The organism is Bacillota bacterium (assembly GCA_030019365.1).
Taxonomy (GTDB): domain Bacteria; phylum Bacillota; class Sulfobacillia; order JACIYH01; family JACIYH01; genus JACIYH01.
Genome location: JASEFA010000002.1, coordinates 454,443 through 477,805, shown reverse-complemented (window position 1 = coordinate 477,805; position 23,363 = coordinate 454,443). Strand labels below are relative to the sequence as shown.

General features: G+C 68.1%; 20 protein-coding genes, 1 tRNA gene and 1 other RNA gene. 18 read left to right on the top strand and 4 right to left on the bottom strand.

The genetic code is table 11. The features are described from left to right. The first annotated feature begins 22 nt into the window (after window positions 1-22). Window positions 23-371, top strand: a transfer-messenger RNA (tmRNA) gene (gene ssrA, locus QME70_05645). Window positions 372-475: 104 nt separating this feature from the next. On the opposite strand, the gene QME70_05640 is transcribed toward ssrA, so the two are convergent. After that, on the bottom strand, window positions 476-1,441 hold the full coding sequence (locus QME70_05640) for an N-acetylmuramoyl-L-alanine amidase (protein ID MDI6894076.1): 966 nt from the start codon (window positions 1,439-1,441) through the stop codon (window positions 476-478). A 133-nt stretch (window positions 1,442-1,574) separates the two neighbouring features. On the opposite strand from QME70_05640, the gene QME70_05635 reads away from it, so the two are divergent. Next, a complete protein-coding gene (locus QME70_05635) occupies window positions 1,575-2,732 on the top strand; it encodes a Vms1/Ankzf1 family peptidyl-tRNA hydrolase (protein ID MDI6894075.1) in 1,158 nt (385 codons plus the stop codon). On the opposite strand, the gene QME70_05630 is transcribed toward QME70_05635, so the two are convergent. Further along, complete coding sequence (locus tag QME70_05630) at window positions 2,722-4,383, bottom strand: hypothetical protein (GenBank protein ID MDI6894074.1); 1,662 nt, start codon at window positions 4,381-4,383, stop codon at window positions 2,722-2,724. The two genes, QME70_05635 and QME70_05630, sit on opposite strands and share 11 nt — an antisense overlap. Before the next feature lie 136 nt (window positions 4,384-4,519). On the opposite strand from QME70_05630, the gene fusA reads away from it, so the two are divergent. The 9 genes from fusA (at window position 4,520) to disA (ending at window position 16,293) form a co-directional block, all read left to right on the top strand. After that, window positions 4,520-6,595, top strand: a complete 2,076-nt coding sequence (gene fusA / locus QME70_05625; protein MDI6894073.1) for an elongation factor G — start codon at window positions 4,520-4,522, stop codon at window positions 6,593-6,595. A gap of 2 nt (window positions 6,596-6,597) precedes the next feature. Then, window positions 6,598-7,779, top strand: coding sequence for a class I SAM-dependent rRNA methyltransferase (locus tag QME70_05620; protein ID MDI6894072.1), 1,182 nt, complete (start codon window positions 6,598-6,600; stop codon window positions 7,777-7,779). Window positions 7,780-7,984: 205 nt separating this feature from the next. Next, window positions 7,985-8,488 (top strand): CtsR family transcriptional regulator, encoded by a 504-nt coding sequence (locus tag QME70_05615; protein MDI6894071.1) that lies wholly within the window; start codon window positions 7,985-7,987, stop codon window positions 8,486-8,488. A 5-nt stretch (window positions 8,489-8,493) separates the two neighbouring features. Continuing rightward, complete coding sequence (locus tag QME70_05610) at window positions 8,494-9,000, top strand: UvrB/UvrC motif-containing protein (GenBank protein ID MDI6894070.1); 507 nt, start codon at window positions 8,494-8,496, stop codon at window positions 8,998-9,000. A 22-nt stretch (window positions 9,001-9,022) separates the two neighbouring features. Beyond that, complete coding sequence (locus QME70_05605) at window positions 9,023-10,087, top strand: protein arginine kinase (GenBank protein ID MDI6894069.1); 1,065 nt, start codon at window positions 9,023-9,025, stop codon at window positions 10,085-10,087. A gap of 17 nt (window positions 10,088-10,104) precedes the next feature. Beyond that, complete coding sequence (locus QME70_05600; GenBank protein MDI6894068.1) at window positions 10,105-12,585, top strand: ATP-dependent Clp protease ATP-binding subunit; 2,481 nt, start codon at window positions 10,105-10,107, stop codon at window positions 12,583-12,585. 32 nt (window positions 12,586-12,617) lie between these two features. Next, window positions 12,618-13,610, top strand: a complete 993-nt coding sequence (locus tag QME70_05595; GenBank protein MDI6894067.1) for a 50S ribosome-binding GTPase — start codon at window positions 12,618-12,620, stop codon at window positions 13,608-13,610. 139 nt (window positions 13,611-13,749) lie between these two features. Further along, window positions 13,750-15,117, top strand: a complete 1,368-nt coding sequence (gene radA / locus QME70_05590; GenBank protein MDI6894066.1) for a DNA repair protein RadA — start codon at window positions 13,750-13,752, stop codon at window positions 15,115-15,117. Window positions 15,118-15,192: 75 nt separating this feature from the next. Then, window positions 15,193-16,293 (top strand): DNA integrity scanning diadenylate cyclase DisA, encoded by a 1,101-nt coding sequence (disA, locus tag QME70_05585; GenBank protein MDI6894065.1) that lies wholly within the window; start codon window positions 15,193-15,195, stop codon window positions 16,291-16,293. A gap of 9 nt (window positions 16,294-16,302) precedes the next feature. On the opposite strand, the gene QME70_05580 is transcribed toward disA, so the two are convergent. Beyond that, window positions 16,303-16,701, bottom strand: coding sequence for a DUF1573 domain-containing protein (locus QME70_05580; protein ID MDI6894064.1), 399 nt, complete (start codon window positions 16,699-16,701; stop codon window positions 16,303-16,305). Between the two features lie 26 nt (window positions 16,702-16,727). Then, window positions 16,728-16,802 (bottom strand) — tRNA-Ala (locus QME70_05575). A gap of 116 nt (window positions 16,803-16,918) precedes the next feature. Here QME70_05575 and QME70_05570 point away from each other — a divergent pair. The 7 genes from QME70_05570 to rlmB all read left to right on the top strand — a co-directional run bounded on the left by QME70_05570 (window position 16,919) and on the right by rlmB (window position 23,298). After that, window positions 16,919-17,395 (top strand): CarD family transcriptional regulator, encoded by a 477-nt coding sequence (locus tag QME70_05570; protein ID MDI6894063.1) that lies wholly within the window; start codon window positions 16,919-16,921, stop codon window positions 17,393-17,395. Between the two features lie 139 nt (window positions 17,396-17,534). Beyond that, window positions 17,535-18,593 (top strand): TRAM domain-containing protein, encoded by a 1,059-nt coding sequence (locus tag QME70_05565; protein MDI6894062.1) that lies wholly within the window; start codon window positions 17,535-17,537, stop codon window positions 18,591-18,593. Continuing rightward, a complete protein-coding gene (gene ispD, locus QME70_05560) occupies window positions 18,590-19,768 on the top strand; it encodes a 2-C-methyl-D-erythritol 4-phosphate cytidylyltransferase (protein ID MDI6894061.1) in 1,179 nt (392 codons plus the stop codon). Before QME70_05565 ends, ispD begins: the two co-directional genes overlap by 4 nt. Next, window positions 19,768-21,312, top strand: coding sequence for a cysteine--tRNA ligase (cysS, locus tag QME70_05555; GenBank protein ID MDI6894060.1), 1,545 nt, complete (start codon window positions 19,768-19,770; stop codon window positions 21,310-21,312). Before ispD ends, cysS begins: the two co-directional genes overlap by 1 nt. Then, window positions 21,309-21,773 (top strand): ribonuclease III domain-containing protein, encoded by a 465-nt coding sequence (locus QME70_05550; protein ID MDI6894059.1) that lies wholly within the window; start codon window positions 21,309-21,311, stop codon window positions 21,771-21,773. Before cysS ends, QME70_05550 begins: the two co-directional genes overlap by 4 nt. Continuing rightward, window positions 21,770-22,444: an FAD-dependent thymidylate synthase gene (gene thyX / locus QME70_05545; GenBank protein ID MDI6894058.1), complete on the top strand. Its 675-nt coding sequence runs from the start codon at window positions 21,770-21,772 to the stop codon at window positions 22,442-22,444. The genes QME70_05550 and thyX overlap by 4 nt, the downstream gene beginning before the upstream one ends. Further along, on the top strand, window positions 22,402-23,298 hold the full coding sequence (gene rlmB / locus QME70_05540) for a 23S rRNA (guanosine(2251)-2'-O)-methyltransferase RlmB (GenBank protein MDI6894057.1): 897 nt from the start codon (window positions 22,402-22,404) through the stop codon (window positions 23,296-23,298). The genes thyX and rlmB overlap by 43 nt, the downstream gene beginning before the upstream one ends. Window positions 23,299-23,363 lie beyond the last annotated feature (65 nt).

Here is a 23,363-nt window from a genome sequence, read left to right as displayed (position 1 = left end):
ATCGTGACAGGCAATGAGATTTGGGGGTGAGCTAGGTTCGACGCGGGTAGTGCGGGTGAGAGCAGCGAGCCGAGGTCCCGTGGCCTCGTTAAACTGCGGGAAAAGCAAAACGCCAACGAGAATCTCGCTCTAGCGGCCTAGACGGCCACTACGCCCGACGGGTTAGGCCTGCGGAACCCGCCGGGTGCCGACCAGCAGGATAGCTCCGCAGCCTTCCTCCTGCAGGCTGCGGGTGCGAAAGCAACCAGGATAGCCGGGACGGATCCCGCCCGCGGGAGCCGACTGCGGCGAAAGCAAAACGCGGGCTACGCTCGTAGAGACTGGCACCTGTTCACCTGCGGACCCGGGTGCGACTCCCGGCACCTCCACCAGGTTTGTCAGTGCTATGAAAACGATGTGGCCGGAAGACCGGCCCCGGGCAACCTCGCGCAGGCGGGACGCGCGGGTCCTGTGCGGAGGTGAAGCGCCGTTGCCTTCACATGCGTGCGGGGGCGGGCGGCCCGGGGGACGTGACCACGGCCGCCGTGCGGGAGGGAGGGTACCACAGTACCGTCTGCCCCATGGCCGCGGCGAGGGGTTGCAGAGGGGCCATGGATGCGTTGTCCTCGACGCGGGCGGGCGGGTCGAGGGGGAGGACGGTATGTTCCACCACCACGCGCACCTGGGGGACCGGGGGCGGGCGCAGGCTGAGCAGGGGCCGTTTCTGCAGGAATACGTACACGGTGCGGCTGTGATCCTCCCACACCACCTGGCGGCCGAGAGAGGTGGCCAGGGGGCGCACGGCGGCCCAGGCGATGCCGTCGTGCCATTTGCCCGGGATGATGCCGGAAGCGGCAGGGGCGACGATGCGCACCTGATCGCCCGGCAGGGGGGAGGCGGGGGCCTCGCCGCTTAGGCCGTGCAGCCACCAGGTGACCTGCCAGCGTAACCAGGGGACGGCGGCGGCCAGGTGCCTGCCCGGGCAGGCCGTGGGATTGAGGTCGGAATGAGGTACGATATGGGCGGGGTCGATGTCCCAGGCGAAGCACAGCCAGGCCAGGAGGGCAGCCAGGCTTGCCAGCTGCTGGGGCGAGGCCTGGTCGACCTCGTAGTTTCCCAGGACGGCCACCCCGATATTGGCCTGGTTGTGGTCGCGGGCATGGGCTCCCAGGCTGAGAGAGCCGTCCGGCTGGGTCTGCCGGCCCCAGTAGGCGTCCTGACCACTTACATGGGAGGGGCGGTCTACCAGGAAATGGTAGCCGATGTCCATGAACCCCCGGCGCAGGTGGTAATCCTGGATGCCATGGATTTCCCGGTAGGGGGAGGCCGGTGCGGACACGGTGTGGTGCAGGGTTATCGTGCGGGGACTTCCCAGAGGAACGAGCTTCCCCGCAGGTGGCCGGGCCGACCAGGATTCCCGGCTCCAGACGTACGGCAGTCGCTGGGGGTAGAAGCGGGCCATGCGGCTCACCTCGACGGTGCGAAGGCCGACAGGGCCTTCCGTCCCATAATATGCCGTTGGGACTGCTTGCGTGGGCGTGTCGACGAATACAGTGGTAGGGGCCCGGGCGGCCTCGTGAGAGGAGGGGTCGATGTTGCTGAGCCGCCGGCAGGTGGAGGTGCTGCGGCAGTTTCAGGCGGGTCCGGACGCGGTGGTGGTGAGTCTTTACCTGGACGTTTCCGCCGAGAAGTATCCCCGCAGGGAGTATCAGGTTACCGCCCGCAAGCTCTTGCGGGAAGCGCGCGAGTCCCTTGACCCTACCCTGCCCCGTGAGGTGCGGCGGGCTGCCGAAGCCGACCTGGAGCGGATGGAGCAATACGTGGGCCTGGGATTTCAGCGGGAAGGCGGCGTGAGAGGGTTGTCCGTGTTCGCCTGCGAACCCAGGGGGCTGTGGCAGGTTTACGGACTGCCGGGGCCGGTCCCCGACCTGGTGGTGCCGGCGGGGGCGCCCTACCTGCGTCCCCTCTGGCTTCAGCTCCACGACTACCCCCGTTTCGGGGTGGTCATGGTGGAACGGGCCGGCTCTCGCTTCCTGACGGCGGGAGGCGGCCAGGCCCGCGAAGTGGAGACCCTTGCTTCGGATGTCCCCTCCCGGGTGCGCAGGTCCGGCTGGGCCGGCCTCAAGGGGCGGCGCATTGAACGGCACATCGACGATCACGTGCAGCGGCACCTCAAGGAGGTGGCCGGGCGCGCTCAGGCCCTGGCGGAGGAACACGATTGCGATTATGTGGTGGTGGGGGGCAACCCGGCCCTCTCCCAGCAGCTCCTGCATGGGCTTGCTTCGCCCTGGCGGGAACGGGTACTGGGAACTCTGCCCCTGGCGGCCGCGGCCCGCCCGGCCCAGGTGCTGGAAGCGGTGACCGGACTCCACGAGGAGGTGTCCCGCAGCCGGGGGAGGAAGGCGCTGGAGGACGTCCTGGCCGAAGTCAGGGCGGGGGGAAACGTGGTGACGGGGCTGCCCGGGGTCCTGCGGGCGGTGCAGGAGGGTGCCGCCACCACGGTGGTGGTCGACAGCGCCTTCAACACGTCCGGATGCCGCTGCCCCTCCTGCGGCTACCTGGATCTGCAGGCAGGAGCGTGCCCCCGCTGCGCGCGTACCCTGGTGGCGGTGGCCGACCTGGTCACGGAACTGATGGAACTGGCCCTGGAACGGGGCTGCCAGGTGGAAAGGGTGGGGGGCGCTCCCCGGCGCGATCAACTGCGGGGTGTGGGTGCTCTCCTTCGCTACCTGCCGACCCCGTTCACGGGGTGATCCAGAGCAACTGGTCGCCCGCCCAGCCCAGAGGGATTCCCTGGGCGGCGGAAGCCAGGTTCCCCTGCTTCCGGTCCCAGAGCAGGAAGCCACCTTCGGTTCGGGCGAAACAGGCCTGCTCGCCCGTCCTGGACCAGAAAACGCGCTGGTAACCTTCCCTGGCCGGCAGCAGGGACGTGCGCGACCCGTCGCCCACACCCACCAGATCCCAGCTGCCGTCGGGGTTGCGCACGACCAGTTCCGCGCCGGAGGGCGGGAAGGCCAGCGCGTCCGCCGGGCCCCCGAGCAGGCGCGTTCCCCCCTTGTCGGGGTCGATGAGAGTCAGTATGGTCTCCGAGGTAGAACGGAGGTCCGGAAAGGCTATCCAGGCCTCGTCCGGGGACCACGCACCCGGTACGGGCATCCAGAAACCCTCGCGGGAATGAAGGTGGGTGACGGCCGGATAGGTGGCGGTGCCCTCCTTCCCCGCTATCACCAGGTCCACGGCGGCGCCTTTTTCCGGGGCAGAGGAGACGAAGCATGCCACCCGGCCCGAGGCAGGGGCCACCGCTATACCCAGGATGACCCGCTCGGCCGGTTCCAGGAGACTCCGGGACTTGCCCCCCGAGGTGTCCAGCTCCACCAGGTTCGAGCCGGCGTTTACCACCAGGTGACGGGAATCGGGCATCCAGCCCATGGCGAACTGGCCCGTGTCCGTGAAGGAAGCCAGTCGTTCCAGGGCGTGGGTGGTGAGGTTCAGCACCCAGACCACGACCTCCTCCGCCTCCTCCACCGGGAACCGCTCCAGGAGGGCTACGCGACGCCCGTCCGGGGCCACCGTGCCCTCGGAGAACTGATCCAGGAGTGTACCCACCGTGGTGGGGCGGTCCGGGCTCGCTCCCGTGACCAGGCGTACGGTGCCCACCCCTTCGAGAACGAACGGCCTGGGCTCCAGGCTGGGGACCCCCCGGTTGTCAGGCCATGCCAGGAAGGAAATGGCGACCCGCGTCCCCTCGAGCAGATCCAGGTCCAGGTAGGCGAGCTGGTCGTTTTCCCACCTCAGGCTGGGCTGGCACCGGGGGTCGATCTGGGGCAGCAGCAGCTTCTCCACGGCGGGACGGTCCATGGGGCGGGTGAAGTCCAGGCGCACGGTCTTCTTGCCCGCCAGGAGCCGGTACATGCCGGGTCCGGTTACGCCGGGTTGCCCCTCCACAGTGGCCACCACCGCCGGTGCTTCGACCCGCACCAGGGAGAACTCCACGGGCAGGGCGGTGGCACCCGAGGCGGCCCGTGCTCCCTCACCCAGGCCGACCCGTACCGGTTGGTCCAGAGGGAGGTCTGCCATCCGTAGCTGCAGGATGTCGTCTGCGGACCAGTGGATTTCGTGGGTGAGGGCGGGCTTCACCAGGATGGCTGCGCCCGTTGCCCCCCTGTCCATGGCCTGCGGGAACTGGAAAGTGATCACCGCGGCCGGTGCGCCGATCAGGTACCGCTTTCCCGGGGTTACCTGAGTCTCTCCAGGCAGCAGGTGGGACTCAGTGACCTGGGCCAGGATGACCTGCACGGTGAACGAGGGTAGCGGGGGCGGGGTGCGGCGGCAGGCAGACAGGGTACCCAACAGGAGTGGGATCAGCACCAGCGGGATTACCATGAATGGGCCGAGCTTTCTCACTTGCCATCTCTCCCCGCCTTATGGACGAAACAGAAGCCCCGATGGTTTCGCACCGGATCTTTGACCGCCCGGCACGGCCTCCAGTATAATACCGGATGGGCTTTTCGCCGGCCAGCAGAAAGTAGGTGGGGAGCAGGTGACGAAACCGGAAGGGATCCGCAATCTGGCCCTGGTATCCCATGGCGGGGCGGGAAAGACCACGCTGTCCGAGGCCATGCTTTATGTGGCGGGCGCCGTTGATCGCCTGGGCCGGGTGGACGAGGGTTCGGCCACCACGGACTACGACCCCGAGGAAGTACGACGGAAGGTTTCCATCAGCACTTCAATTGCTCCCATACGGTGGAGCGACCGCAAGGTGAACGTGATCGACACCCCGGGCTACTTCGACTTCGTGGGCGAGGTCAAGGCGGGCATGCGGGTGGTGGAAGCCGCCTGCGTGCTGTGTGACGCGGTGGCCGGAGTGGAGGTGGGTACGGAACTCGTCTGGGGATACGCTGCCGAGCGGGACCTCCCCTGCCTGGTCTTCGTGAACAAGATGGACCGCGAGAACGCCAGCTTCCGCCGCACCCTGGAGGGTCTGCAGCGGAACATGGGCCGGGGGATCGTCCCCCTGACCGTTCCCATCGGGGCCGAGGCGGCTCTGCGTGGGGTGGTGGACCTGGTAGCCAGGTGCGCCCTGGTTTGGGACGGCGCCGGCCAGCCCCGCGAGATGGAGGTCCCGGGGGATATGGTGGATGAGGTGAACACCTACCGGGCGCAACTGGTGGAGGCGGCGGCCGAGGGCTCCGACGACCTTCTCATGAAGTACCTGGAGGGGGAGGAACTGGCTCCCGATGAGATCTGGCAGGGCCTGGCCGCCGGCGTGCGGCAGCGCAGGGTGTTCCCCGTGCTGGCGGGGTCGGCCTTGCGCACCCTGGGGGTGGGCTCCCTTCTGGACGCGGTGGCGAGGCTGGTCCCCTCGCCGGCCGATGCCCCGGCCCGAGCGGAGACGCCCGCGGGCGAGACCGTGGAGTGCCGACCCGACCCCGACGCTCCCTTCGCCGCCCTGGTGTTCAAGACCACTGCCGACCCGTATGTCGGCCGCATGACCCTGTTCCGGGTGTACGCGGGGAAGGTGCAATCGGATTCTCAGGTGTACAATGCCACCCGGGCCAGGACGGAGCGGGTGGGGCAACTGTTTTTCCTCAAGGGCAAGCACCAGGAACCCACCGAAGCGGTGGGGCCGGGTGACATCGGCACGGTGGCCAAGCTGCAGGAGACGGCCACGGGAGATACCCTCTGCGACCAGGGCCATCCGGTGCGGCTGCCGGGTATCGCCTTCCCTTCGCCCGTGTACGCGGTGGCCGTTTCTCCCAAGGCCCGCGGGGACGAGGAGAAGATCTCGGCCAGCCTGGCCCGCCTGGCCGAGGAAGATCCCACCTTCCGGGTGGAGAAGAGCACGGCTACCGGGCAGATGCTCATCTACGGCATGGGGGAACTGCACCTGGACGTGATCGTGGAACGGTTGCGGCGCAAGTTCGGGGTGGAGGTGAACCTGGAGGCGCCTCGCGTTCCCTACCGGGAAACGGTGCGGCAGTCCGTGAAGTCCGAGTACAAGCACAAGAAACAGACCGGCGGTCGCGGCCAGTACGGCCACGTGTTCCTGGAGATCGAGCCGGGCGAGCCGGACCGGGAGTTTGAGTTCGGCGAACGCATCTTCGGAGGGGCGGTGCCCAGGCAGTACGTTCCCGCGGTGGAGAAGGGCGTGCGGGAGGCCCTGCAGGAGGGGGTCCTGGCCGGCTACCCCGTCACCGCAGTCAAGGTCACTCTCTACGACGGTTCCTACCACACCGTGGACTCCTCGGAGCTGGCCTTCAAGATCGCCGCCTCCATGGCCTTCAAGAAGGGGATGGCGGAGGCTAAGCCTGTGTTGCTGGAGCCCATCGACCGGGTCGAGGTCATGGTGCCGGAAGCCTTCATGGGAGACGTGATGGGCGACCTCAACAAGAAGCGGGGCCGTATCCTGGGCATGGAGCCCCGCGGTTCCTTCCAGGTGATCCGGGCCATGGTGCCCCTGGCGGAGATGTTCCGCTACGCCATCGACCTGCGTTCCATCACCCAGGGGCGGGGCACCTTCACCATGGAGTTCGACCACTACGAGGAAGTGCCGGCCCACCTGGCCCAGGAGATCATCGCCCAGGCCAAGGCGGCCAGAGAGGCCGCGGAGAAGTAAGCATGGCCATCGTCCACCTCACCCGGGGACCGCATCGAGCTCGCGAAGGACACCCCTGGGTGTTCGCCAGCGAAATCGAGAACATCGGAGGCGATTTCGCTCCCGGCGACCTGGTCACCGTGGTGGATCACCGCGGGCGGTTTGTGGGGCGGGGTTTCATCAACCCCGCCTCTCTGATCAGGGTGAGGTTGCTCACCCACCGGGACGAGCAGGTGGACGACGACTTCTGGCTGGCTCGCCTGCGCGCCGCGTGGGAGCAGCGACAGCCGTTCTGGGGGGATGCCGCCTGCCGGGTGGTGTTCGCCGAGTCGGACGGCCTTCCCGGCCTGGTGGCAGACAGGTTTGGCCCCTGGCTGGTGGTGCAGACCCTGGCCCTGGGGGTGGACGTGCGCCGGGACTTCCTGGTGGAGGCCCTGCGCTCCCTTACCGCGTGCCCGGCCGTCTTTCTGCGCAACGACGCCCCCGTGCGGGAGCTGGAGGGCCTGCCCCTGGAAAGCGGCCCCGCGCCCGGTACCCCCGCGGACCTGCCCCCGCGCGTGGAGGTGGCGGAGGGGGACGTCCGCCTGTGGGTGGACGTGGCCGCAGGGCACAAGACCGGTCATTTTCTCGACCAGCGGCTCAACCGGGGGGCGGCGGCCCGCCTGGCCCCGGGTGCCCGTGTGCTGGATGCCTTCTCGTACACGGGCGGCTTTGCCGTCCACGCCGCCCGCGCCGGCGCTCGCGAGGTACTGGCGGTGGAATCTTCCGCCTGGGCGGTGGGGTTGGCGCGGGAAAACGCCGAACTGAACGGGGTGGCCGAGGGGTGCCGCTTCCGGGAGGGGAACGCCTTCGACCTGTTGCGTACCCTGGAACAGGAGCACGAGCGGTTTGATCTGGTCATCCTGGACCCGCCCGCCTTTGCCCGCTCCCGCGACGCCCTCGCGGGCGCCCTGCGCGGCTACAAGGAGATCAACCTGCGCGCACTGCGCCTGCTCAACCCGGGCGGGTACCTGGTCACCAGTTCCTGCTCTTCCCATCTGGACCCGGACACCTTCCTGACGGTGGTGGCAAAGGCCGCTCGCGACGCCGGTCGCCGGGTGCTGGTGCTGGAGATGCGGGGCCAGCCTCCCGATCACCCCGTCCTGCTCGGATACCCGGAGAGCCGCTATCTCAAGTGCTTCATCTGCCGCTCGTTTCCCGCTTAGCACGGCCGCTCCGCCCCGCGCCTCTGCAGCTCCTGCTGACCGGGCCGCGGGCTGGTGGTCCCTGACGGCAGGCCGCTGCACCAGCCCTGGATTTTTCGGGATGGTTCCCGTATAATGGGTAGCGGAAGGTCAAAACAGGTCAGACCCTCGGGTGCAGGAGGTGCCCCCTGGTGGGCGCTCCGGTGACCCGGTTGGGAGGGACGAGATGGCCCGCAATCTGGCCGACCTGATCGAGGAATATCTGGAATCCCTCCTGGTCGACGCCCCGGAAGGATCGGTGGAGGTCCAGAGGGGCGAACTGGCGGAGAGGTTCGGGTGTGCCCCCTCCCAGATCAACTACGTGCTCGACACCCGGTTCACCTATGCCCAGGGCTTCCTGGTGGAGAGCCGGCGGGGGTCGGGCGGCTACCTGCGCATAGTCAAGCTACCCGCCCACGCCCGCGAGGTCATCCGGCGCGCCCTGGAACACGGTCCCGAGACCATGAGTCAGGTTCAGGCAGAACGCTGCATCCTGCGCCTGCATGGAGAGGGGATAATAACCGCGCGGGAGGCCCGTCTCATGGCGGCTGCCCTGAGACGGGAGACCCTTGCCCTCGGTCTCCCGTGGCGGGACGAGGTGCGCGCGCGGGTGTTTCGAGCCATGTTGCTGGAACTGGCCAGGGACACGGCGGAGGCCCTGGCGGGGGAGCGGGCCGAGAGGAAGGAGTGACACCGGTGGTGTGCCAGGAATGTGGTAAGCGGCCGGCCACCGTTCATCTTACCCAGATCATCAACGGGCAAAAGCGGGAGCTTCACCTGTGCGAGCAATGTGCCCGCGCTCGCGGCGAACTGGGCATCATGGGGGAGCCGTTCACCATACCCACCCTGCTTTCCAGCATCATCACCGACGGCGGTCACACCTTCCCGGGGGCCGGTCAGGCCGCAGGGCTCAGGTGTGACCGGTGTGGCCTCACGTACGCCGAGTTTGCCCGCACGGGAATGCTGGGCTGCCGGCACTGCTACCAGGCCTTCGAGAACCAGCTGGACTCGGTGCTGCGGCGACTGCACGGCACCATCGTCCACGGCGGGAAGGTGCCCAGCCGTACCGGTGAGGAGGCCCGGGTCAAGCGCGAGCTCAACCGGTTGCAGGAGGAACTGGCCCAGGTGGTGATCAGGGAAGAGTACGAGAAGGCCGCCCAGATCCGGGACCGGATCCGAGAGCTGGAGAAGAAGCTGCAGTGAGGCGGGCGAGAGGTGGCGGGCAGTGAACCTGGATGAAGTCCTGTACAACTCCCATACCTCGTGGATGGATCCTTCCGGACCGGACAGCGACGTGGTCCTTTCCGCTCGGGTCCGGCTGGCGCGCAACCTGGAGGATGTGGTCTTTCCCTCCCGGATGGAGGAGGAGGGGGCCCAGCGGGTGCTGCGCATGGTGGAACGCGCCGCCGAGGATCTGGACCGCGACCCCGAACTCGGGCCGGTGGGGCTGTTCCGGCTGGACGACCTGAGCAACCTGGATCGCCAGGTGCTGGTGGAGAAGCACCTTATTTCCCCCCACCATGCCCAGCAGCCCCGCGGGCGGGCGGTCATCCTGCGCCAGGACGAGAGCCTGTGCATCATGGTCAACGAGGAAGACCACCTGCGCATCCAGAGTCTCACCCCCGGCATGCAGCTCGACGGGGCCTGGCGGACGGCCCAGGCTGCCGACGATGTGCTGGAAGGCCGGCTCAACTATGCTTTCTGTCAGAGGCGCGGGTACCTGACCACCTGCCCCACCAACGTGGGGACGGGCATGCGCGGTTCGGTGATGATGCACCTCCCCGGCCTGGCCATGGTGGGGCAGGCCCGCCAGGTGTTCTCTGCCCTGGGCAAGCTGGGGCTGGCCGTACGCGGTCTTTACGGTGAGGGCAGCGAAGCCCACGGCAACATCTTTCAGGTATCGAACCAGACCTCTCTGGGACCTTCGGAAGAGGAGATCCTGCGCAACCTGAAGGCGGTTTCCACCCAGGTGATCGCCCACGAGCGCAACGCCCGCCGGGCGTTGCTTTCCCAGACCCGCCTCCAGCTCGAGGACCGGGTCTGGCGGGCGTACGGCATCCTCCTCAACGCCCGCGTCATGTCCTCGGAGGAAGCCATCAAGCTGTGGTCGGACGTGCGTCTGGGAGTGGATCTGGGGATCATAACCGAGGGAGTCCCGGTGGAGGCCCTGAATGAGCTACTGGTGGCCACCCGGCCGGGTTATATCCAGAAGGTGGTGGGTAGGGATCTGGAGCCGGCTCAGCGGGATGCGGAGCGGGCTGCCCTCATCCGTCACCGCCTGCGCCGGTGAGGCGAGGGGGGAAAGCCATGTTCGGACGTTTCACGGAAAGGGCACAGAGGGTGATAGTGCTGGCCCAGGAGGAGGCGCGGCGGCTCAACCACGACTTCGTGGGCACCGAGCACCTCCTGCTCGGTCTCATCCGGGAAGGCCAGGGGATTGCCGCCAAGGCCCTCATCAGCCTGGGGGTCGACCTGGAGCGGGTGCGCCAGGAGGTGGAGAAGATGATCCCGCGGGGCCAGGGTGCTCCCCAGGGTGAGATCGGCTTCACGCCCCGGGCCAAGAAGGTGGTGCTGGAGCTGGCGGCGGAAGAAGCCCGCATGCTGGGCCACAACTACATCGGCACCGAGCACATCCTCTTGGGGCTGCTTCGGGAAGGGGAAGGTGTGGCCGCCCGGGTGCTGGATAACCTGGGCGCGGACCTGGACCGGGTGCGCAGCCAGGTGATCCACCTGCTGGGCGGTCCCATGCCCGCGGCACCGGCGGGAAAGCCGGCCGGACGGCAGCGCAGCACCACCCCCACCCTGGACACCTATGGCCGTGACCTCACTGCGCTGGCCCGGGAGGGCAAGCTCGACCCCGTCATCGGGCGGGAGCAGGAGATCGAGCGGGTGATCCAGATCCTTTCCCGCCGCACCAAGAACAACCCGGTGCTCATCGGGGAGCCCGGGGTGGGCAAGACCGCCATCGTGGAGGGGCTGGCCCAGCGCATCGTGGATGCCAAGGTTCCCGAAATCCTGCGCGACCGCCGGGTGGTGACCCTGGACCTGGCCGCCATGGTGGCCGGCTCCAAGTACCGGGGTGAGTTCGAAGAGCGCCTGAAGAAGGTCATGGAGGAGATCCGCCAGTCGGGCAACATCATCCTCTTCGTAGACGAGATGCACACCATCATCGGGGCGGGGGCAGCCGAAGGGGCGATCGATGCTTCCAATATCCTGAAGCCCGCCCTGGCCCGCGGGGAGCTGCAGTGCGTGGGGGCCACCACTCTGGACGAGTATCGCAAGCACGTGGAGAAGGACCCCGCCCTGGAGAGGCGCTTCCAGCCCATCATGGTGAACGAGCCCACCGCGGACGAGGCCCTGGCCATCTTGCGCGGCCTGCGCGACCGCTACGAGGCCCACCATCGGGTGGAGATCACCGATCAGGCCCTGGAGACGGCGGTGAGGCTGTCCGACCGGTACGTGGCCGACCGCTTCCTGCCCGACAAGGCCATCGACGTGATGGACGAGGCGGCTTCCCGGGTGCGGTTGCGTTCCTTCGTGGCGCCCCCTGACCTGAAGGCCCTGGAGCAGCGGCTGGAGGAGCTCCGTAAGGAGAAGGAAGCCTCCATCCAGTGCCAGGAGTTCGAGAAGGCGGCCCGGCTGCGCGACCAGGAGCAGAAGCTGAAGGCTGACCTGGACCGGCAGCGCGAGGAGTGGGAGAAGCAGAAGTCATCGGCGAAGGCCACCGTCACGGAAGAAGACATCGCCCAGGTGGTATCGGCCTGGACGGGCATCCCGGTCTCCAAGATGAAGGTGGAAGAGCAGGAGCGCCTGCTCCACCTGGAGGCGGAGCTCCACCGCCGCGTCATCGGTCAGGACGAGGCCGTGCAGGCGGTGGCGCGGGCCATCCGCCGGGCCCGGGCCGGGCTGAAGGACCCCAGGCGGCCCATCGGCTCCTTCATTTTCCTCGGCCCCACCGGGGTGGGCAAGACCGAGCTGGCGCGGGCCCTGGCGGAGGCCCTGTTCGGCGATGAAGACGCCATGGTTCACCTGGATATGTCCGAGTACATGGAGCGCCACACCGTGTCCCGGCTGGTGGGTGCCCCGCCCGGCTACGTGGGTTACGAGGAGGGCGGCCAGCTCACCGAGGCCGTGCGTCGGCGCCCCTACTCGGTGATCCTGCTGGACGAGATCGAGAAGGCCCACCAGGAGGTGTTCAACATCCTGCTCCAGGTGCTGGAGGACGGTCGCCTCACCGAGGCCAAGGGGCGCACGGTGGACTTCCGCAACACGGTGGTGATCATGACCTCCAACGCGGGGTCGCACTACCTGCGCGGGCAGACCGCTATGGGATTCCGGGCGGCCCACGACGACCAGCGCACCTATCAGGACCTGAAGGACCGGGTCATGGAGGAGGTAAAGCGCACCTTCCGGCCCGAGTTCCTCAACCGCATCGACGAGATCATTGTCTTCCACCCGCTCACCGAGGAGCACCTCAAGAAGATCGTGGAGCTCATGCTGGGGCGGGTGGTGGCCCGCCTGAAGGAGAACGGGCTGGAGCTGGAGTTCACGGAAGGAGCCAGGGAGGTCCTCATCCGGGAGGGTTCGGACCTCATGTTCGGTGCCCGGCCCCTGCGGCGGACCATCCAGCGCATGGTAGAGGATCGCCTGGCTGACCTTATGCTGGAGGGGCGGTTCGCGTACGGTGACACCCTGGTGGTGGACGCGGGCCCTGACGGCCGGAGCCTGGCCTTCCACAAGAAGGAGGAATTCGCGCAGGCTCAGCCCGAGCGGGCGGGTGTGAAGTAGCGATCAGCACTCTCGTAGCGGGGGGATACGAGGTGCCGGCCAACCTGACTCCCGACTACCTGGCAGCAGAGCAGCGCTTTCGGGAAGCCGTCACGCCGGAGGACAGGCTGGAGGCGCTGGAGGAGATGCTGGCCACCATCCCCAAGCACAAGGGGACGGAGAAGATGCAGGCCGACATCAAGCGCCGCATGGCCCGCATCCGTGCCGAGCTCCAGTCCCGGCCCCAGGCGGCCCGGCGCCGCTCCGTGTACCGGGTGGAGAAACACGGGGCCGGTCAGGTGGTGCTGGCGGGCCCTCCCAACTCGGGAAAGTCCCGGCTCCTGGCGTGCCTGAGCAATGCCAACCCCGAGGTGGCGCCCTATCCCTTCACCACCAGATTGCCGCTGGCGGGCATGATGCCCTTCGAAAACGTGCAGGTGCAGCTGGTCGACCTGCCTCCCCTGGCCCGGGACATGACCCCGGGTGAGGTGCTGGGACTGGTGCGGGCGGCGGATGCCGTCCTGCTGGTGTTCGATCTGGCCGACGATGACCTCCTGGCTCAGACCGAAGAGGTTTTCGTTCTGCTCGGTGAGGCGCGCCTCACCCTCGTGAGCGAGGGGCGGTCGGATCGCTCCCGCAAGCGGACCCTGGTGGCGGGGAACAAGGCAGACCTTCCCGGCGCCCTGGACAATCTGGAACTGCTGGAGGGCATGTGCAGGCGACCGCCTGGAGGACACGATCCCCTGCCGGTGCTGCCCGTCTCGGCCGCCTCCGGGCTGAACCTGGAGGAGCTGCGCGGTCGCGTGTTCTGGCTGCTGGACAGGATCCGGGTGTACCCCAAGGCACCCGGGCGCAAGGTGGAGCATGACTCCCCCCTGGTGCTGCCGCGGGGGTCGACGGTGCGGGAGGGAGCGGAGGGCCTGCACAAGGACATTGCCCGGGGGCTTAAGTACGCGCGCATATGGAGCTCCCGCACCTTCGACGGGCAGATGGTGCCCCGCGACTTCGTGCTGGAAGAAGGGGACGTGGTGGAGTTTCACGCTTAGGCAGGCAGGTGGCTCCGGCGGGAAAGCGACACTCGTGGGCGGGCGGCTCCGGTGGCAGGCGGCTGCGGTCCTCGCGCGCGGCCGGAGGCAGACGGGCCCGGAAGGCCTGGATGACGGCGGGTGGTCAGGAGGGATGGCATTGCCGGAAGCGCGCAGCCGCTATGTGTGCCAGAGTTGTGGGTACGAGGCGCCCCGCTGGCTGGGGCGCTGCCCCCAGTGCGGGCAGTGGAACAGCCTGGTGGAGGAACCCCTTCCCGTGCGCTCCCCTCCAGGGCGGGCCTGGGTGGCGGAGTCTGCGCCTCCTCTGGCCATCACCGCCGTGGAAGCACAGCCCCGGCCCCGCTTCCCCACCGGCAGTGCGGAGATGGACCGCGTATTGGGGGGCGGCGTGGTGCCGGGTTCGGTGGTCCTCATCGGGGGCGATCCGGGCATAGGTAAGTCCACCCTGCTCCTGCAGGTGAGCTGCGCCGTGAGCCGGGAGGCTCCCGCCCTGTACATATCGGGGGAGGAATCGGTACAGCAGATCAGGATGCGGGCGGAGCGCCTGGGAGCCCTTTCCCCCCAGCTCCTGGTGATGGCCGACACCGACCTGGAAGGCATCGTTCGCCGTCTGGGGGAAGTCGAGCCCCGGCTGGCGGTGGTGGATTCCATCCAGACCGTGTACCGGGCCGAACTGGCCTCTGCCCCGGGCTCGGTGAGCCAGGTGCGGGAGTGCACGGCCGAGCTCCTGCGAGTGGCCAAGTCGTCCGGAGTGGCCATCTTCGTGGTGGGCCATGTTACCAAGGGGGGCGAGATTGCCGGACCCCGGGTGCTCGAGCACATGGTCGACACCGTCCTCTACCTCGACGGGGACAGGCACCACGCCTACCGTGTTCTCCGGTCCCAGAAAAACCGGTTCGGCTCCGCCAGCGAGATGGGCGTCTTCGAGATGGTGGAGTCCGGTTTGATGGATGTGCCCAATCCTTCGGGGTTCTTCCTGGCCGAGCGGCCGGAGCGGGTGCCGGGGTCGGTGGTCACCGCCTGCCTGGAAGGGATGCGTCCTCTCCTGGTGGAAGTCCAGGCCCTGGTCAGCCCCACCCCCTTTGCCGTGCCCAGGCGTATGGTGGCAGGGGTGGACGCCGGGCGGGCCGTGCTCATGGCGGCCGTGCTCGAGAAGAGGCTGGGGATGCACCTGGGCAACCAGGATGCCTACGTGAAGGTGGCGGGCGGCGTCAAGATCGAGGAGCCGGCGGTGGACCTGGCGGTGGCGGTGGCCCTGGCCTCCAGCTTCCGCGATCTGCCCGTGCGGCCCGGGGTGGCGGTGGCGGGGGAAGTGGGCCTCGCGGGCGAGGTGCGAGGCATCCCGCGGGTGGGGGAACGCCTGCGGGAGGCGCAGAGGGTGGGCTTCACCGCCTTCGTCCTGCCCGTCTCCAGTGTGAGGAGCCTCGATAGGATGGGATGGCAGGGCAAGATACGGGTGGAGGGTGTGTCCGGCGTGGGCGAGGCCCTCGAGCTGGTACTCGGCTGAGGATATCGCCCGCAGCCGGCGCCCCGGATGGCTGCGGGCGGCGCCCGGGCGCAGACAGGGGCGGAGCGCACCGGGGTGGAACGGGGCAGAGTGCGCGTGGGGGAAGGTGCGGAAGTCTGGAGCAGGACGGTACGGATGGTGGCTCCCGGCACGGTGCTGCGGGAGGCGCTGGACAACATCGTGCGCGCCCGCACCGGGGCCCTGATCGTGGTGGGTGACAGCCCCGAGGTGATGAAGCTGGTCACGGGGGGATTTTCCCTGGACGTTCCTGTGGTGCCCGCCCTGCTGTACGAGCTGGCCAAGATGGATGGTGCCATCGTGCTCAACCGGGACGCCGGTCGGGTGCTGTGGGCCAACACTCAGCTGGTACCTGACCCGACCATCCCCTCGGATGAAGCGGGTATCCGGCACCGCACTGCCGAACGGGTGGCCCGCCAGACGGGCGAGCTGGTCATTGCCGTATCTCAGCGCCGGAATACGATCACGCTTTACCGGGGCAATTTGCGCTACGTGCTGCCGGATACCCCGGTGGTGCTGGCCAAGGCCAACCAGGCCCTGCAGACCCTGGAGAAGTACCGCAGCGTGTTCGAGGATGACCTGCAGCGGCTCACCATGCTGGAGCTGGAGGACAGCGTCAGCCTGGGGGAAGTTCTCACGGTGGTGCACCGGGCGGAGATGGCCAACCGGATCGTGGCCGAAGTGGACGGCTACGTGGGCGAACTGGGCACGGAAGGATGGCTGGTCAGCCTGGAGCTCCGGGAACTGCAGGTGGGCATCGGGGAACAGGAAGGGCTGGTGGTGGCGGACTACGCAGCGGGCGGGCGGGATCCCGATGAGGCTCTGGACGAACTGGCCGCCCTGAGCCGGGAGACGCTGCGGGACACGGCTACCCTGGCCCGCATCCTGGGCTACCCTTCGCCTCCGGGGTTCGCGGACACGCGGGTTTCCCCGCGGGGAGTACGTGTCCTGCGTGCCATCCCCCACCTCCCCTCGGCGGTGGTGGACAACCTGGTGTCCCGGTTCGACCGGCTACCTGCCGTCATGCGCGCCAGTCTGGAAGAACTCGACGAAGTGGAGGGGATCGGGGAGGTGAGGGCCCGGGCCGTTTGCGAAGGCCTCAAGCGCATGCGCGAGGATCTCTCCCGCCGCCTCTCCGGCTCCCCTGCCACCCGCTGACGGCGTTTCTCAGGTCAGGGAATAGGGGCCGAGGGTGGATATGTGTTGATGCTCTTTCACGAAGATATCGTAAAGGTTGAGGTCCAGTAGATTGCAGAGCGCAGCCAGGTAGAAGAGGTGGTTGCCCACTTCCTGCTCCATTACTTCCTGGCAATGCTCGCACAGCTTGCCTTCCAGGTGGGTCTCCATGTAATGCCGTAGCTGCTGCAGCGAGGAGACGTCGGACGGGATCTGTTGCCTGTGAGCGTGCACGTTAAGACACCCGCAGGCGGTGACGGTCTTGCTTACGGCCCGGTTGATCCGTGCGCCGGATTCCTGCAGCTTGGAGAGAACATCCAGGATGCTGCGATGCCTGACCAGGCACTCCTCCACCGCCTGCTGAAACCCGTCACACAGGAGGTCCTTCAACCGGCACCACCTTCCGGAGAAAGCACTGGTGGACGTGGCGGGACTCGAACCCGCGACCTCTCGGATGCGAACCGAACGCTCTCCCACTGAGCTACACGCCCACCGCCGATCTTCTCGCACGGCCATTTTACAACTGCCCTGGCATACCGTCAAGTTGACCCCCCGTGGACGTTGTGCTACCCTAGTGTTAGAGGGGATGTTTCGGGAGGCCGCCGGTATGTTCAAGGTCGGCGATAAGGTCGTTTATCCCATGCACGGGGCGGGAGTGATAGAGGCCGTAGAGGAGCACGAAGTCCTGGGTCAGAAGCAGCAGTATTACATAATGCGGCTGCCTCTGGGAGAGATGAAGGTCATGATCCCCACCAGCAGTGTGGAGCAGGTGGGGTTACGGGCTGTGGAACCGGCCGAGCGCATGGATGCCGTCGTGGCCACCCTCCGACAGACGGCGCCCGCAGTCCCCGGAAACTGGAATCACCGCTACCGCGCCAACCTGGAAAAGATCAAGAGCGGCAACGCCTTTGAGGTGGCGGAGGTCGTGCTGAGCCTCACTCATCGCGATCGGGAAAAGGGGCTCTCTACCGGGGAGCGTCGCATGCTGGAGATAGCCCGGCAGATCCTGGTCTCTGAGCTGGTGCTCTCCAAGGGGCTTCCCCTGCACGAAGCTTCTTCTCTTCTGGATCGAGCTCTGGCCTGACAGGGGCTCGGCGGCGTGAGGAGCGGGGGCGGGAATGTTTCCTTGCCCCTGCGTGCTTCTCTCGCCTATAATTGCTTCCAGAGACAAGAGGTGCGGGGCGGAGAGGGGGTGTAGTACGCTGAATAGCAGGCTGAGAAGAGTGGTGGCGTATGCGGGCCTGGCATCGGGCCTGGCGGGCGGTGGGTGGGGTGCGGATTCCCTGCTCGCGTACCTGGGGAGTTCCCTGCCGCCCATCCAGCGCATCAGCGCGCTGGTGTTGGGAGCGGCGCTGGGCGGCCTTATCGGATTCATCTTACTCCCCCAGGTGGTGAGGGCGATCCTCAGCGGTACCGGAAGGCTGGAGGGGCGCCTGTCCCGGGTTCCCATCCCGGACATGCTGGCGGGGACTCTGGGGTTGATATGCGGCCTGCTCATCGCCAACCTGCTGACCTACCCGTTTTCCCGGCTGCCGAGCATCGGTCCCTTCCTGCCCCCGGTGGCCAGTGTCATCGTGGGGTATCTGGGGGCCAGCCTGGCTGTCCACCGGCGGGACGAGCTGGCGGCACTGATCCCCTTCCTGGGCCGGTGGGGGGGCAGGGAGCGCGCCCCGCGGGATGGTGCGGCCAAGATCCTGGACACCAGCGCCATCATCGACGGGCGCATCGTGGACGTGTGCCAGAGCGGTTTCCTGGAGGGGCCGGTGGTGATCCCGTCCTTCGTGCTGGAGGAGTTGCGTCACATCGCCGACTCCAGCGACGGGGCGCGCAGGACCCGGGGCCGGCGGGGGCTGGAGGTCCTCGCCCAGCTGCAGCAGACGGCCGGGGTACCCGTGCAGGTGTGGGAGAAGGACGTGCCCGGCCGCGACGTGGACACCAAGCTGCTGCGACTGGCCAAACAGATGCGGGGCAAGGTGGTTACCAACGACTTCAATCTGAACCGGGTATGTACCGTTCAGGGGATACCCGTGCTGAACCTCAACGAGCTCGCCAATGCCCTCAAGCCCAGAGTGCTGCCCGGTGAGGAGATGTCCGTCCACATCCTGCGGGATGGCAAGGAAGCGGGGCAGGGAGTCGGTTACCTGGACGACGGCACCATGATCGTGGTCGAAGGTGGCAAGAGACACATCGGCGAGACCATCGAGGTGGCGGTCACCAGCGTGCTGCAGACCGCGGCCGGGCGCATGATCTTCGCCCGGCCCAAGCTGGACAGGGCGGGATGAGCGAGCGGGTGGGAGCGATCCTGGCTGCGGCCGGCCAGGGGGAGAGGCTGGGCCTGGGTCCCAAAGCCCTCGTACCCCTGGCCGGGCTGCCTTTGCTGGCGTGGGCCCTGCAATCCCTCCGGGGCAGCGGCCTGGTGGAAGAGGTGGCGGTGGTGGTCCCTCCCGGGGCCGAGGAGGAAGTCGGGCACCGGGTGCGCGATTTGCCCGGGGAGGCCGGGGCCGTGTGCACGGTGGTACCGGGAGGTGCCCACCGCCAGGAGTCCGTGTCCCGGGGGCTGGCCGCCCTCAGCCCGGCGGTGAGATGGGTGGTGGTCCACGACGTGGCCAGGCCCCTTGCCACCGCCGACCTGGTGGTGCGGGTGGTGGAGGCAGCGCGGGAAGCGGGCGCGGCCCTGGCGGCCGTGCCGGTGGTGGACACCCTCAAGGAGGGCGGTGCCACGGTGAGGCGCACCGTGCCCCGGGAGGGGATGTGGCAGGCTCAGACCCCGCAGGCATTCCGGAGAGACCTGCTCGAGGAAGCCCACCGCCGGGCCCGGGTCGAGGGTTACCTGGGGACGGACGACAGCGTGCTGGTGGAGAGGCTGGGGCACCCGGTGCGGCTGGTGTCCTCCTCCCGCGACAACCTGAAGGTCACGGTAGCCGAGGACCTGGAACTCGCGGAAAGCGTGGTGCGGGGAAGATGGGGAATGCGGGTAGGGATGGGATTTGACATTCATCCTCTGGCGCCGGGCAGGCCCCTGGTGCTGGCCGGGGTGGAGGTCCCTTCGCCGGTGGGACTGGCGGGACACTCGGACGGAGACGTGATTTGCCACGCCCTCATGGATGCCCTTCTGGGGGCCGCAGGAGAACGGGACATCGGCTTCTGGTTTCCCCCTTCCGACCCCCGCTTTCGGGGGGCCCACAGCCGCGATTTGCTCGGGCAGGTGGTGGCCGGGCTGGCCGGGCGGGGCCTGGTGCCTGTGAACGCGGACGTCACCGTGGTGGCGGAGGAGCCTCGGCTGGCTCCCTTCATTCCCGCCATGAAAGCCAGCCTGGCGGCGGCCCTGGGAGTGGACGAAGGAATGGTGGCAGTGAAGGCAACCACGGCCGAGGGCCTGGGTGCCCTGGGGCGCAGGGAAGGGATGGCGGCCTGGGCCGTGTGCGCGATGGTGGCCGCGGGGAGGCGGGGGACTTGATCGCCGTCTACGATACCATGAGCCGCAGCAAGCGGGAGCTGCAGGTGCGGGAACCCGGCACGGTGAGCATCTACGTGTGCGGGGTGACCCCATACGACGAGGCCCACATCGGTCACGCCCGCCCCAGCGTGGTCTGGGACGCCATCCGCCGCTATCTGGAGTACCGCGGGTACCGCGTGCATCTGGTGCAGAACTTCACCGACATAGATGACAAGGTGATCGCCCGTGCCCGCGAGCTGGGCAGGGACCCGCTGGAGCTTTCCGGCCACTATGTGGGCCGCTACCTGGAAGACATGGCCGCCCTGGGTGTGAAGCCGGCGGACCACTACCCCCGGGTATCGCAGCACATGTCCGAGATCCTGGAGATGGTGAAGGCACTGGTGGAAAAGGGGTATGCCTACGAGTCGGCGGGCGACGTGTACTTCCGGGTGATCAGCTTCCCCGGCTACGGCAAGCTCTCCGGCCGGAGCGTGGAGGAGTTGCGGGCGGGCGCCCGGGTGGAGCCGGGGGAAGCAAAGGAAAGCCCCGAGGATTTCGCCCTCTGGAAAGCAGCCCGGCCGGGGGAGCCGGCATGGCCCAGCCCCTGGGGGCCGGGTCGCCCCGGCTGGCACATCGAGTGCTCGGCCATGGCCCTGCGCTATCTGGGCAACGGGTTCGACATGCACGGTGGAGGCAACGAGCTCATCTTCCCCCACCACGAGAACGAGATCGCCCAGAGCGAGGCGTTCACCGGGGAGGCTCCCTTCGTACGTTACTGGCTGCACAACGGCCTGGTGACCATGCGGGAAGAGAAGATGTCCAAGTCCCTCAAGAACTTTGTCACCATCCGCGACCTGCTGCGGGAGTTCCCGGCCGGGGCGATCAGAGTCTACCTCCTCTCGGCCCACTACCGGGCACCCCTGGAGTTTGACCCCGCCCGCCTGCAGGAGGCCCGGCGGGCATGGGAGCGTCTCCAGAACGCGGTGCGGTCCCTGGATGAGGTGCTCACCCACGACGTCGCCACCGATCAGGAAGGCCTGGAAGTAGCCGCCGGCATGGGTGCCGGGTCCGACCGGGTCCGGGACCGTTTCCACGCCGCCATGGACGACGACTTCAACACCCCGCAGGCGCTGGCGGCCCTGTTCGACCTGGCCCGGGCCGGTAACTCGGCGGTATCCCTGCTACTGCGGGGAGGGCCTCTCGGGCTGAGCGGAGAGGCCCGAGAAGGGTTGACCCGCGCCCACAGGACTTTCGAGCAACTGGGCGGGGTACTGGGGGTGGTGGCACCGGTGGTAGCGCCGGCGCCGGCGGAGGTGGGCCCCAGGCCGGCAGCGGTGCGTCCCGGCGACCAGGTTCCGGGTGAGCGGGTCGCGGGTGAGCAGGGAGTGTGGTTTGAGGAGCTCCTGGACATCCTGGTGGAGGTCAGAACGCGGGCGCGGCAAGAGAAGAGCTGGGCCCTGGCCGATCTGATCCGGGAAAGGCTGGGCGCGATGGGGATTGCCCTCGAGGACACCCCCCTGGGTACCAGGTGGCGCCTGCGCAGCAGGGAAGGGGGTCCCGTGTGAAGCAGCGGTCGGGAGAGCAGGATTCCCAATCCCTCCTGGCCCCCCGGTTCCGTCCGGTGGGGTCTGGCAGTGCGGACCTGAGCGCCGGGGTGTCGGAACTCTCCCCCCGGGACCTGGCATATGTGGGGGACGCCGTCTTCGAGCTGGCGGTCAGGCAGCACCTGGTGGGGCGTTGCTCTTCCCCGGGAGAGCGGCACCGCGATGCCGTGCGTCGCGTACGGGCGGGGGCCCAGGCCGCCTTCCTCCGCGGCATCGAACCCTATCTCGCCCCCGCTGAGGAGGACCTGGTGCGGCGGGCGCGCAACTTCAAGGGTGCAGCCGTGCCCCGCGGGTCCACTCCCGCTGAGTACCGGGCTAGCACTGCCTTCGAGGCCCTCCTGGGCTACCTGTACCTGAGGGGAGAGAGCGGGCGCCTGCAGGGAATCCTGGCTATGGTGCTGGAAAGGACAGATGCACCGTGATTGTCAAGCTGCTGCGCCACACCCCCGATCCCGAGAGGACGGTGGCGGCTGCCGCCCGTCTCTGCTACTCGGCTTCCGGGGTGGAGACCCTCCTGGACATGGAGACCGGCGAAGTCCGTCGACTCATCGACCTCCTGCGGGAACGGGGACACGAGTCTCCCTTCGAGCACGCCTCCTTCACCTTCGCCGTGGAGGGCATTTCCCGCGCCTGCAGCCATCAGCTGGTGCGTCACCGGCTGGCCTCATACAGCCAGCAATCCCAGAGGTGGGTGAGGAGCGATGCCGCCTGGCACGTGGTGCCTCCTTCCGTGGCCCGGGTACCCGAGGCGGCCCGCCTCTTCGAGGAATTCCTGGACCGGGCGGGCCAGGTGTACCGGGCCCTGACCGCCATGGGCATCCCCAGGGAAGATGCCCGGTACGTGCTTCCCAATGCCGTTGCCACCCGCCTGGTGGTAACCATGAACGCCAGGGAACTCTTCCACGTCTTCCGCCTGCGGTGCTGCCAGCGGGCCCAGTGGGAGATCCGGGCGGTGGCATACCTCATGCTCAGGGAGTGCCGCAAGGTGGCTCCCCTGCTGTTCGAGAAGGCGGGAGCGCCCTGCCAGGTGGACGGTACCTGTCCGGAGGAATGGACGGAGTGCCCGCGCTACCCGGACCGGAGGCGGTCATGACCGGGCGTTTGCCGGGGGATGCCCGGGGCGATACCGCGGCGGGGACGGGCGGGGACGGGGGGCAGATCATCCCGGGGCGGCAGGCCGTGCTGGCAGCTCTGGAAGCAGGGAGGTCCATCCACCGTATCATGGTAGGGGAGGGGGTGGCGGGCCCGCCGGTGACCCGTATCCTGGTCCTGGCCCGGCAGAGGGGTGTGCCGGTGCAGGTGGTGGGCCGCGAGGTGCTGGACGTGCGTGCCGGGGGATTGCCCCATCAGGGCGTGCTGGCGGTGGCGGCCGTGGAGCAGTACCGCACCCTCGAGGAAGTGCTGGCGGGGATCCCGGCCGGGTGCCCTCCTTTGCTGGTAGCCGTGGCTGGGGTGCAGGATCCCGGTAACCTGGGGGCCGTCTGCCGCTCGGCCGAATGTCTGGGAGCCCACGGTGTGGTGATCCCGGTCCGTCGCAGCGCCGGCCTGACGGGCGGAGCGGCAAGGGCGGCAGCGGGTGCCCTGGAGTGGCTCCCGGTAGCCAGGGTGACTAACCTGGCACGGACCCTGAGCGACGTGAAGGGGCGGGGTTTCTGGGTGGTGGGGGCGGAGGCCGATGGCGACACTTTACCCTGGGAGGCGGATTTCACCGTCCCCCTGGTGGTGGTGCTGGGAGGTGAGGAAAAGGGGCTGGGGCATGCGGTGCGCCAGGCGTGCGACCTGGTGGTGCGCATCCCCATCGCGGGGCATGTGCCATCTCTGAACGTGGCCGCCGCTGCGGCCATCCTCCTTTATGAGGTCCGCAGACAGCGGATGTGCGAGACTCCCAGGGGCAGCCCGGAGGTGGGTGGCAGGAGTACTTGCTATGCTGCAGGGCCACATATATAATGGGTAACGGCGGTTTGTCCAATTTTCTACCGTCGGCGTCGCTTCGTGTCCGAAAGGGTGTAATA